The sequence below is a fragment of the Dyella sp. 05T440 genome (assembly GCF_056395965.1).
In genome coordinates this window covers 37,981-50,071 of sequence record NZ_JBFTKN010000013.1, presented here as the reverse complement: position 1 = coordinate 50,071, position 12,091 = coordinate 37,981, and the positions used below count along the sequence as shown (strand labels likewise).

General features: G+C 64.1%; 8 protein-coding genes. 4 read left to right on the top strand and 4 right to left on the bottom strand.

Annotated elements, in window-relative coordinates; all coding sequences use genetic code 11:
- Positions 1-61 precede the first annotated feature (61 nt).
- On the bottom strand, positions 62-1,621 hold the full coding sequence (locus AC1DE1_RS16465; RefSeq protein ID WP_441601756.1) for a GH39 family glycosyl hydrolase: 1,560 nt from the start codon (positions 1,619-1,621) through the stop codon (positions 62-64).
- 226 nt (positions 1,622-1,847) lie between these two features.
- On the opposite strand from AC1DE1_RS16465, the gene AC1DE1_RS16460 reads away from it, so the two are divergent.
- The gene (locus AC1DE1_RS16460; RefSeq protein ID WP_477179150.1) at positions 1,848-3,653 is read left to right on the top strand and encodes a family 43 glycosylhydrolase; all 1,806 of its coding nucleotides are present in this window, start codon (positions 1,848-1,850) and stop codon (positions 3,651-3,653) included.
- Here AC1DE1_RS16460 and AC1DE1_RS16455 read toward each other — a convergent pair whose 3' ends face one another.
- Positions 3,654-5,063: an FUSC family protein gene (locus AC1DE1_RS16455; protein ID WP_441601754.1), complete on the bottom strand. Its 1,410-nt coding sequence runs from the start codon at positions 5,061-5,063 to the stop codon at positions 3,654-3,656.
- A 10-nt stretch (positions 5,064-5,073) separates the two neighbouring features.
- Complete coding sequence (locus AC1DE1_RS16450; RefSeq protein ID WP_441601753.1) at positions 5,074-6,801, bottom strand: aspartyl protease family protein; 1,728 nt, start codon at positions 6,799-6,801, stop codon at positions 5,074-5,076.
- Positions 6,802-7,004: 203 nt separating this feature from the next.
- On the opposite strand from AC1DE1_RS16450, the gene AC1DE1_RS16445 reads away from it, so the two are divergent.
- Both AC1DE1_RS16445 and AC1DE1_RS16440 read left to right on the top strand, forming a co-directional pair.
- Positions 7,005-8,231, top strand: coding sequence for an MFS transporter (locus tag AC1DE1_RS16445; RefSeq protein ID WP_441601752.1), 1,227 nt, complete (start codon positions 7,005-7,007; stop codon positions 8,229-8,231).
- 173 nt (positions 8,232-8,404) lie between these two features.
- Entirely contained in the window at positions 8,405-9,313 is a 909-nt protein-coding gene (locus AC1DE1_RS16440; RefSeq protein ID WP_441601751.1) for an alpha/beta hydrolase, read from the top strand.
- Between the two features lie 68 nt (positions 9,314-9,381).
- Here AC1DE1_RS16440 and AC1DE1_RS16435 read toward each other — a convergent pair whose 3' ends face one another.
- The gene (locus AC1DE1_RS16435; protein WP_441601750.1) at positions 9,382-9,894 is read right to left on the bottom strand and encodes a PepSY domain-containing protein; all 513 of its coding nucleotides are present in this window, start codon (positions 9,892-9,894) and stop codon (positions 9,382-9,384) included.
- A 481-nt stretch (positions 9,895-10,375) separates the two neighbouring features.
- Here AC1DE1_RS16435 and AC1DE1_RS16430 point away from each other — a divergent pair, with 481 nt between their 5' ends.
- On the top strand, positions 10,376-11,920 hold the full coding sequence (locus AC1DE1_RS16430; protein ID WP_441601749.1) for a glycoside hydrolase family 30 protein: 1,545 nt from the start codon (positions 10,376-10,378) through the stop codon (positions 11,918-11,920).
- Positions 11,921-12,091: the final 171 nt, after the last annotated feature.

The following is a 12,091-nucleotide window of genomic DNA, read 5'->3' as shown; positions in this document are numbered from 1 at the left end:
GAGGTAAAGCAGCGTGTGACGCCACCACGAGGGGATGGCGGCGTCACACGCTTGTTGGTGGTCAGTGCAGTTCCACCACCACCAGACCCTGCGGCGGGATATCGATGCTCAGGCGGCCGTTCTGCAGGGTGGCCTGTTCCGGAGCGGCGAGTTTGCCCGCCTCACGTAGCTGAGTGATCTCATCGCGGCTCGGGGTTGCCGGGCGGCCCATTTTGTCGAACGCGGCCACCGCGTTTCCGTGATCCTGGTCCAGGCGCCACACCGTGGCCTGCCTGGCGCTGCCCAGATGCTTCAGGTCCACATCAAAGTGCTTGGCTGCACCAGTCGGCACGCCCGGCGTGTAGTCGGCGGTGTCGCCCAGCGGCTTGGTGTAGTTCCACAGCGCCAGCACCACGGTGCCGTCGGCGCGGCGCGTGGCCAGCGCGCTGTCGGTCTTCAGCGGCAGCTGGGTATCGCCCAGCTTGTGCAGCATGGCGAACGCGTTGAACGCCGGCTTCTCGATGCGGTCGGCGGCGATCAGGCCGAAGCCGCCGTAGAACGGGGTCTTCACCACGCCCTGTTCGTCAAACACGTCCGAGAACGACCAGTAGCTCATCAGCTCCACCTTGCCCGCGCATTCGCGAATGGTGTTGGCCATCCACGGGCCCATGTAGACCGTGTCGGTGACGTTGGGCAGGTTGGCGTACGAGGCGTTGTATTCGCTGTAGATCAGCGGCAGCTTCGGGAACGGCGAGGCGACGATTTCCTGGTGCGACTTGTCCACCGCACGGCACACCATGTCGCGACGCGGAATGTTTTCCTTGGTCTTGAACACGTTGTCGGCGGTGTCATCGCCGTACACATGTGTGCTGACGAAATCGATCGGCGCGCCGCTCTGCTTCACATGCTTGAGGAAGTCCGGCAGCCATGCGGCCTGTGCGGTGGCAGGGCCGCCCACACGCAAGCGCTTGTCGACCGACTTCACCACGCGGGCCGAACGGTCATACAGGTCGTAATAGGTGGATTGTTCGGGCTTGCCGCCCCAGAACGCGAGGTTCGGCTCGTTCCACACCTCGAAGTACCAGCTGGAGACTTCCTCGATGCCGTAGCGCGCGATCTCGTGCTGCAGGAAGGCGCGCACCAGCGCGTCCCACTCGGCCGGATCCTTCGGCGGCATCACGTTGGGGTGATACCAGAAGTCGTGATGGCTGGCCGGATCGGTGCTCATTTCCGGCGGCATGAAGCCCAGCTCCACGAACGGCTTCACGCCGCGCGCGAGCAGGCCGTCATAGACCTGGTCCACGTAGCTGAAATTGAATTGCAGCTTGCCCTGCGGATCGCGATAGGCCACGCCCATGTCGCGGTCGAAGATGCCGTGGAAGCGGATATAGCTGAAGCCGGTGGCGCCCTTCACCGCTTCCAGATCCTTGCGGTAGTCATCGCGCAGCGCGAGCACGGCGCGGCCGGAGCCGAACATGTTTTCCCAGAAGTGGGGCAGCGGCGTGCCCTTGGCCGTCGCGTCGACCTGCAGTTGCACGGCGTCGCTACCGGCGGGCGCCGCATGCACTGAGCCAAGCAGGGCGAGGCAGGCCGCGGCGCAAGTGCGCAGGGCAAGGCGGCGGAGCGGCGACGGGGTAGTCATGACGAGTCCTTCGATCAACGGGGAGTGGGTTGGCCGGCCGTGATCGGGCGGCTACGATGTAAACGTTTACGGCGATGGTGACGGAGTTTCTTACAGACCGGGTCACCTGATCAATAAGGGAAGTTCACAGAATCCGGCGCCGCTGCGCTGCAGCATGAGCATGCATCCGATGTCAGACCCTATATCAAAGGCTTTTGCCCCTCTGCGGCGAGTCATGCTTTGCTGCATGGCATGGCTGGTCGCCACCGCCGCTTCCGCTGCACCGGCGGCCCCGCAGACCTGGGCCAACCCCATCGACATCGACTACCGCTACAACTTCGAGCAGATGAACGAGGGTATTTCCTATCGCACCGGCGCCGACCCGGCGATGGTGCGCTACGGCGACGCCTACTACCTGTTCATGACGCTCGCCGACGGCTACTGGCACTCCACCGATCTGCTGCACTGGGATTTCGTGAAGCCCGATCACTGGCCGTTCGACAGCGAGGTGGCGCCGGCGACCCTGGTCGCCGATGGCCGCCTGTTCCTCATGCAGTCCGCCACTGAACCGCGACCGCTGCTCGTATCCACCGACCCCGCGCATGGCCATTGGACCTTCTGGACCCGGCTGCTGCCGCCTGTGCCAGGCGCAGTCTCCAGCGTGGGCGAAGCGACCATGAAACCGGACGAGCTGCCGCCTGGTCCCTGGGATCCGGCGCTGTTCCAGGACCGCGACGGCAAGGTCTATCTGTACTGGGATTCGTCCAACGTCCACCCGCTCTACGGCGCCCGGCTCGACCTCCGATTTGCCGACATCGACCAGGGCGAGGGCAAGCGGCTTGCCTTCGTCACCCGACCGCAGCCGCTGCTTCAACTGGACCCGGCCCAGCACGGCTGGGAACGGTTCGGCCAGGACCACACCGACGAAACGACCAAGCCGTTTCTCGAGGGCGCCTGGATGAATCGACACGGTGACCGCTACTACCTGCAATACGCAGCGCCGGGTACCGAGTTCAATGTCTACGGCACGGGCGTGGTGGTGAGCGATGCGCCGCTCGGCCCGTTCCGTTATGCGCCTTACAACCCCGTCGGCGAGAAGCCCGGCGGTTTCGTCACCGGCGTGGGCCACGGCTCAACCTTCGAGGATGCCCACGGCAATGTGTGGAATAGCGGCACGTCGTGGATAGGGTCCAACTGGACCTTCGAGCGACGCATCGGCCTGTACCCGGCCGGTTTTCATACAGACGGCCAAATGTGGATCGATACGCGCTTCGGTGATTTTCCGCATCGCATGCCTGACCATGCCCTGCAGGACGGCGAAGACACCTTCACCGGATGGATGCTGCTGTCCTATCGCAAGAAGGCCACTGCATCGTCGTCCCAGCCCGGGCATCCTGCCTCGGCAGCGACGGATGAGAATCCACGCACGTTCTGGCTTGCCGCGAGCAACACGGCGGGCCAGACGCTGACGGTGGATCTGGGTGGCGAGCGCACGGTACGCGCCGTGCAGGTGAATATTGCCGACTACCAATCAGGTCGCTACGGCGATGCGCCCGACATCGTCACGCAGTTCGTGCTGGAGGGATCGCGCGACGGCACGCATTGGAGCACGCTGGCCGATCTCTCCCATGAAACGCGCGATCGCGCCAACGCGTATATCGAACTCGATCAGGCGGCTCTTGTTCGCTATGTTCGCTATAACCACCGACATGTCGGCGCACACACGCTGGCCATTGCCGATCTACGCGTATTCGGCAACGCCACTGGCGCGCTGCCCGCGGCACCCACGCTGCTATCGGCCAGGCGCTCGAGCGACACGCGCGATGCCCAGATCGTCTGGGCGCCCGTGCCTGGCGCCGTGGGCTACAACGTCCGCTGGGGGCTGGCGGCCGATCGCCTGCATTCGACCTATCAGCGCTTCGCCGACCAGCCCACCCGACTTGTGCTGCATTCGTTGAACAAGGGCGTGAACTACGTGGTGGCGGTGGAAGCGTTCGATGAGCACGGTGTATCCGTGCTGTCGCGCGTACAGAACCTGCCTGCGGGCGATTGATCAGCCCGCCAGCGTCTGGCGCAACTGCTGCAGCGCCGGCAACAGCGTGTCGGGTTCGCGCAACGACTTGCGTGCGGCGCCGATGGCCTGACGCAGCCGGCCCGGGGTTTCGCCTCGCGCAATCACCTCGATGGCCGGTGCGCGGCAGGCCAGCAGCGTATCCACCCAATCGGCAGGCTGGATGCCATGAAAGCCTTGGGTGAATCGCCGCGCGGCGCGAAATGGTGCGGCCATGTCGGCCAGTTCATCCAGCGCCTTGGCCACGCGTGCGGGGCTGCGTTCGGGCGTCGCCGGATCGGTGGCCTCGGCCATCGCCGCAAGCGCGTCCGCCAGTCGGCGGCGCAATACATCGGTAGAACGCACCGGCAACACAAGCCACGCCGAAGCCAGGCCGATCACGGCGCCGATGACGATCTCCTCAAGTCGCTGCCACAACAGCATGCCCGGCGGCTGGGGCTCGAAGCCCTGCAGCAGCGCCAATGCCAGCGTGACGAACAACGCCCACCACGCATAACCGAGCGGACGCAGCCATACACCGAAGAACAACGCCGCCAGGATCCACACGCCGGTGGTGCCCGGGTTCGCCTGTGCATGAAAGCTCAGCGACATCGCGAGCACGGTGCCTGCGGCCGCGCCCAGGACGCGCAGGCCGCTCTTGTAAGCCACATCCAGCCGCCCGCGATTGCCGCTATGAACGATGAACGCCGTGAGTACGATCCAAGCCCAGCGTTCGGCAAAGCACAGGTAGCCGACCACAAACGAAAGCGTCAGGGCCACTGCCATCTGGATGGCCATACGCGTGCTGGCGGTGGGACGCAGCCCGCGTTCCTGCGTCGGCGTCGCGTGCGCATGCGACGGTGCCGTGATCGGCGGCAGCAGGCCCAACCGACGCCCCAGCAGATGGAACAGCGTGACCCAGAAGAGCGCCAACAAGGCCACCACGATCGGCACCAGCAGGACAGGGAGCGCGCCGCTATGGGCAGCGTGCACATGGGGCACGGTCAGCAAGGTGACAAACGGCAGGGCGATCAAGTGCCCCGCGCGGCGTGCCATCGGGCCGAAGTTGCGCAACCAGATCGACAGGAACATGCCGGCGACAAAGGTCAGCGCACCCACCCATGGCGTCTGCCGCAGCAGCATGCCCACGCCGATCGCCACCAGGCCCACCAGCGGCAGGACCACTGCTGCTTCCAGCCGACCGCGCAGGTCGCGATCCAGATGACTGCGCGACAACGACAGGCTCAACACCACCGCGAGCACGGCCGGCCCGCTGCCGGGTGCGATACCCAGTGTGCACAGTAACGTGGCCAATACGGCAAACATGGTCACCACCGCTTCCACCAGCGGTTGGATCAACACCGACGCACGCGTGCGGGCGATGCGGATCCAGGTGGGAAGGGCGTTGGTCACGTGCGCGTTCCTACGGTTGCGGTACGGTCAAACCGAACTTGCTGGCATGTCGTTCGATTTGCGGATCAAGCGCGCGCGCGGCAACCAGGTCGGCGTTGCCTGCATCCGGTTGACCACTGCGGACTTTCGCCAGGCCAAGTCCGTAGCGCGACCACGCGGAACCCGGGCCCAATGCAACGGCTTGCTCATAAGCCTTGATGGACTCGGGATAATGTCCCAGGCGCAGTTGGACCAGGCCCAGACTGTCGAGATAAGCCGGATCGGCGCCGTCGCGCTTGATGGCTTTGCGGCAATCCTTCAAGGCATCGTCCAGCACCTGATTGCTGAGCGCGCGCGCCCAACAGCGCTCGTTGAGTACGGAGCCCAGCATGGCGTCGTTGTCATGCAGACGGATCCAATCGTCGAGCAAGGGCAAGGCCGCGGCGGGCTGGTCGAGCCTGATGTACAAGGCGGCAATGGAACGTGCCCGGGCAGATCCAGCCGGCGCCAGCGCGCCAGCCGCCGCTGCATCAGTGGCAGCTCCAGCCAGGTCGTTGTTGGCGTAGCGATGTTCGGCGCGCATCTGCAAGGCATCGAGATTTTTTGGATCCAGGCTCAGCGCCTTGTCCAGGTCAGCGAGCGCTGCCCCAGGCTGCTTGTCCGCCATATGGGCTCGCGCACGGGCGGTGTAGTAAGCCGATTGATCGGGCGCCATGCGGATTGCTTGATCCAGCTCGGCCACGGCAGCCTTCGCTTCGCCGCGGGACAGGTGCGCCTGGCCCAGCAGCGCATGGTCGCTGGCGCTCTGGGATGCCGTGCCATTGTCTTGGGTCATCGTGCCAGCGGGTTTGGTTTCGTCGTCCGCCGCGGTTGCGAAGCTGAAGACGCGCCCACCGTTATAGGTGAAATAGGCCTTCTTCTTGCTGTTGGCAATGAACATGTGATGGGCGAGCAGGAAATCCACGCCCAGCAGCATCTCCGTCTGGTCGCCAAAATTCCCGTCGAGCACCATCATCTGGCTGTGCTGGATCGTTTCGGACCCCACCGAAAACGTATCGATGTTCGCGGTCCATGTCCTGACCGGTTTGGCGCCGATGCCGAAGGTGCTGGTGCCGGCCTGGAGGCCCAGGGCTTTCACATCGATGCCCGCGCGCTTGGCCGCATCGCGACTCAGCACGGTGGCTGCGGCGCCTGAATCGAGCACCGCCCGCACCTTTCTGCCATTGATGATGACCGTGACAAAAGTGCGCCGGTCGTACTCCCGGTCAGCTGGCTCCAGATCCACGACGTTGTAGTTGCCGTCCTTCACCCAGTACGCGAGCGAGCTCTTCTCGCAGTGCTCCGCCTTGAACAGCGTCACCTTGCCGTGGGCGAGATCGATCTCCAGATCGGCGAAATCGAGCAGGTTGGCGCCGAGCAATCCATCGCCTATGTCGGTCCCGCCCACGATGAAGTCCACGTTCTTGAGCGTGGTGCCAAGGATGCCGAACTCCTTGACGTGGGCCTGCTGGATACTCGTCTGGCCTCCTACGCCACCCATGCGATAGCCAAAAGGTGCGGGTTCCAGCTTGAGCCCCAGCGATGCGGCGTTGGCAGTCGACATGAAGTTGAAGAATGCCCCGGTGTCGAGCATGAAGCGCGTATCGGTGCCATTGATCTTCACCATGGTGGTGGCACGACTGCCGACCATGGCTACTGGCAGGCTGCCGTAGTCGCTCAAATGGCAGTCGTCAGCCCAGGCCTGGCCTGCGAGCAACATGCCGATCCCCATGCAGCACAACCGCAGCATCCCCATGCCTCTCCCCCGTTTGGCCGTGGCCGAAGCATAGAACGGCGACCAGCGGCGTTCAGCAGCGGCATGTCGAAACTCCCAACCTTCCAGGCTGGCAACCCGGAGGCATAGCCGCTACTCTTTCGTGCTGCAGCGCACCACTGCGCTGCCCCACGGCCCGAGTTGTCCCCATGTCCGCCTCTTCCCCCGCCCTGGCTCCGGGCGCGCCGCCTGTTCGCGTTCCCCACGTTGGACTGGTCATCCTTGCGCTTGCGGTCGGTGGCTTTGCCATCGGCACCACCGAATTCGCCACGATGAGCATGCTGCCGTTGTTCGCGCAGGGGCTGGGCATCGATGCGCCGACAGCGGGCCACGCGATCAGCGCCTATGCCTTGGGCGTGGTGGTCGGTGCGCCGGTGATCACCGTGCTGGGTGCGCGCATGCCGCGTCGCCGTCTGCTGGTGATGCTGATGGCAATGTTCACCGTGTTCAACGGTTTGACCGGACTCTCGCCCAGTTATCACTGGATGCTGCTGTTCCGTTTTCTCAGCGGCCTGCCGCACGGCGCTTACTTTGGCGTGGGCGCGCTGGTGGCCAGCTCGCTGGTGCCTGCCAATCGACGCACGCGCGCCGTGGGGCAGATGTTTCTGGGCCTCACCTGCGCCACCGTGGTGGGCGTGCCGCTGGCCAGCTGGCTTGGCGAGGCCGTGGGATGGCGCTGGAGTTTTGCGCTGGTAGCCCTGTTGGGCGTGGCGACCATGAGCGCCGTGTTGGCCTTCGCACCGAACACGCCGGCCGACGCCAACGCCAGCCCGTTGCGTGAACTGGGCGCGCTCAGGCGCTCGCAGGTGTGGCTGACGCTGGGCATCGGTGCGATCGGTTTTGGCGGCATGTTTGCCGTGTACACCTATCTGGCCGACATCCTGCTGCACGTGACCCATATGCCGCTCGAAAGCGTGCCCTGGGTGATGGGCGTATTCGGCATCGGCATGACGCTGGGCAATATGATCGTGCCGGCCTTTGCCGATCGCGCGTTGATGCGCACCGCCGGCGGCCTGCTGCTGTGGAGTGCGCTGATCCTCGCCTGTTTCCCGTTCGCCGCGGGCCATGTGTGGGCGCTCGGTGCCACGGTTTTCCTGATCGGCATCGGCGGTGCGCTTGGCACGGTGCTGCAGACCCGGTTGATGGACGTGGCCGGCGACGCCCAAGGCCTCGCCGCATCGCTCAATCATTCCGCCTTCAATGCCGCCAATGCGCTCGGCCCCTTCCTGGGCGGGCTGGCCATCGCACACGGCTATGGCTGGACCTCGCCTGGCTGGGTCGGCAGCGGACTGGCGCTGGGCGGCTTGTTGCTGTGGTCCGTTTCCGTGGCGATGGATCGTCGTGGCGATGCGGTCGTTGCGGCCCAATCCTGCTGACGGAGCACATGCGCCGCGTTGCGCGCAGGCGCTGGCCAACTGCTTGCCCGAAAAATTCCATCAGCGCAGCAGCAGCCGGGCCGATGCGTCAGTCAGGATCGCGAAGGTGGGAAATCCCCATGGATTTCTCTCGACCGCACAACACTGGCCGAGCGCCAACAGGGAGGAGCGCAATGAAGTGGTGGATGATCGCCGCGTGTTTGCTGGCTGCGAGCGCAAGCGCCAATGCCGAACCGTCGGTATGGCAGCCGTCAGCGGGACATACGCAAATACCGATCTGGCCGGGCGCTGCGCCTGACCTGCAACCGGTGCCAGGGCCCGAGAAGGAAACGAAAGGTGCGGTGACCAACGTGACCCGTCCGACAATGACGGTGTACGCCCCCAAAGGCGTCAACACCGGCGTAGCGGTCGTGGTGATTCCGGGCGGTGGCTTCCAGATTCTGGCCATCCAACTCGAAGGTACCGACGTCTGCGACTGGCTCACCTCGCAAGGCATCACCTGCGTGTTGCTGAAGTATCGCGTGCCCAGCATTCCCTACGTCTGGCAGACCGACAGCCGCCCGCACAACTTTCAATTGTCCGTGCCATCGCTGCAGGACACCCAGCGAACCTTGAGGCTGGTGCGCTCGCATGCCGCCCAATGGCAGATCGATCCGCACAAGATCGGCGTGCTCGGTTTTTCTGCAGGTGGGTATCTGGTCGCCGAGGCGAGCACCAACTTCAAGCGCCAGCTGTATAAGCCGGTTGATGATGCCGACAAGGAAAGCAGCCGCCCCGATTTTGCGGTGGCGATTTACCCGGGCCATCTAGCCACCGAGCACAACACCTTGAATCCCCGTGTGCCGGTCTCTCACGACACGCCGCCGACCTTCCTGGCGCAGGCGGAAGACGATCAGGTGGATGGCGTGGAGCAATCGCTCGTTTACTTCGCCGCGCTCAAGGACGCCGACGTGCCTGTTGAAATGCATATCTATGCGCACGGTGGGCATGCGTTCGGCATGCAGCATCCGGAGTTCCCGATCAACGAGTGGCCGAAACTCGTGCAGGTCTGGTTGCGGACGATCGGCGTAATCCCCCACTGAGCATGTCAGAACCCGGCGTCGCGATGGCGGCGCCGGGTTCCATTGTTTACCGCACGGGTGACGACGCATCAATCGCGCGAGCGGGCCACCACGCTGCCATCGGTGGGATCGACCAGGAGATTCACGTCGGTGCCCCGCTTGCTCTTGGCGTCGGCGCTCCACAGCCCTTCGGCGAACTTCACGTGCTTGACGTTCTGGAAGCCTGCCGTCGCCAGCTGTGCATTGACTTCGTTTTCGTTGAGCTTGGACGGCGCATCGGCCGGGTAGACCTTGCCATTGACGGGACCGACGGAGAGCTTGACCCACTTCTTGTCGCCGCCGCGGGCCTCGCTGCGCCACACGCCGTCCTTGAACTCCAGGCCCTTGACCTCCTTGTAGCCAGCGTTGGCGATGGAGGACTTGATCGCCTCTTCGGTCAACGCACCGGTCGGAGGCTGGTTGCTCCAGGTCGTGACGGTGGTGGTCTGGGTCGTCTGGGTGGTGGCACTGGTAGTGGACTGCGCCGCGGCGGGCATGGTCTGCGCGGACGCCATACTGGAAACAGCCAGTCCAATCACTAAGGGAAGCATGCGCTTGATCATGATGAACTCCTTTGCTGTTGGCGGCGCATCGTGCCGCCGGCGCGCGCATGTCCCAGTCAAAGGCTGCGTGAAACCGTCCGTGACACTTACCCGCGATTCAAGAAAAAAAAGGCCGCGCACGGCCCTGAGCGTCGTAGCGGAGCGCGGCGATGAACGCGTGCCAACAGAGCGTGGCGATGCGTTGAGAGGCTATGGATAAAAGACGCGACGGGCATCCCGCGAAGATGCTTCGCACGAGCTTGCTGGCTTTGCCAGCTGATCCATCCGCGCAGGCCGATGCGGCCATTCAATGCGCTCGGCCACAGTCAAGACGGCGCAGGTTCGCTATGCTGCGCGCATGGCATCGGGTTCATGCCGGGGTTTTGGCGCAATGAATCCGATCCTGTCGCCGTGATCGGCCAGGATCTTGTGTTGATGCGCAGACCCGGGAGTTTCGTGATCCAACTGAACTGCAGCGCGAGCGTAGGGTTTTGTGTGCGCCATGGATGAGCATCGATCCGAATCCAGGTGGGCCACGCTTGTCCCGGTCGGCTTGATTGCCCTGCTGACCCTGACCGCCCTTTATGCGCCGCGCTTGGAGCGTCCGGTGGTCGGCGCCCACATTGCACCTGCGACGCCGTCGCTGCTGCCCGCGGTCGAGCTATGGTTGAGCACGGCCGACCGTCGCCTGAAGCTGGCCCGACAACCCGACCTTGCGATGCGCGCCCGCGGCTCGGCGCCTGCCGATGTGGTGATCGACGTGCAGACCACCTACCAAAGCATGGTCGGCTTCGGCGCCGCGATGACCGACTCGTCGGCGTGGCTGCTGCAGAACGATCTCAGCGATACGCAGCGCAGTGCGCTGTTGCACGAGCTGTACGGTCCGCCGCCCAACCTCAACTTCAACATGATGCGCCTGACCATCGGCGCGTCGGATTTCTCGCTCAAGCCTTACACGCTGGACGATGTGCCGTTCGGGCAGACCGATCCGACATTGGAGCATTTCAATATCACGAGCAATTTGCGCGACGTGATTCCGAGCGTGCTCGAAGTGCTTTCCATCCATCCGGACTTGCAGATCGTGGCCACGCCATGGAGCGCACCGGCCTGGATGAAGACCAGCGAGAACCTGATTGGTGGCGAGTTGCTGGAGCAGTACGAGGAGACATACGCGGACTATCTGCTCAAGTACCTCGATACCTATAGCGGTTACGGCATCCCCATTTTCGCCCTGACCGTGCAGAACGAGCCCGGCTTCATACCGATCACTTATCCGGGCATGCAGATGCCGGCGGCCACGCGGGCACGCATCGTCGCGCAGTACCTGGGTCCCAAGCTGGCAAGCCGCAAATCCAACACGCGCATCCTGGAATGGGACCACAACTGGAATGCGCCCGAGCAGCCCCTGGCCGTCCTGGGCGACGCCGAGGCGGCACGCTACATCGACGGCGTTGCCTGGCATTGCTACGAAGGCAGCCCTTATGCGCAGGGCCGCGTGCATCGTGCCTTCCCCGACAAGGACGCCTATATCACCGAGTGTTCCGGTGGCGACTGGGCCTCCAGCGTCAAGGGCGAATTGCTGTGGTTCTCGCGCGACCTGTTGATTGCAGGCATCCGGCAGTGGGCGCGCGGCGTCATCTATTGGAACCTGGTTCTCGATGAGAAACATGGCCCGCACTTTGGCGGCTGCGACGCCTGCAAGGGCGTGGTGACGATCGACTCGGCCACGGGTGAGGTGAGCCGCAACGATGAATACTACGCGTTGGCGCACTTCAGTCGATTCGTGCTGCCCGGTGCGCTGCGGATCAACTCCACCGCTACCGAGAAGGGTCTGGACAACGTGGCCTTCCTCAATCCCAGCGATGGCTCGATCGTACTGGTGATGGTGAACAGCAGCGTGGACCCACGCAACGTCTCCGTGGCGGAAGGCCAGACCCGTTTCGACTACACCATGCCGCCGCAAAGCGTGGCGACCCTGGTGTGGAATCCGAACCAGGCGAACGCATGGCTGCGACGTGCGCTCGAGTGGCTGCAACGATCCCGTTGACCAACGTCAAGTGAACCGCCCACGTGGCATGACGACGAACAGTTGCCACATCACCCTTACGTAACAACCACACGTGCATGCTGCATGGGCGCCAGGATAGAAAGTCTCCTCCTTGGCAGGCGTCTCAGCCTCGCGGTCCTCTCCCTAACGCCATCTGAGTATTTCTCCGAT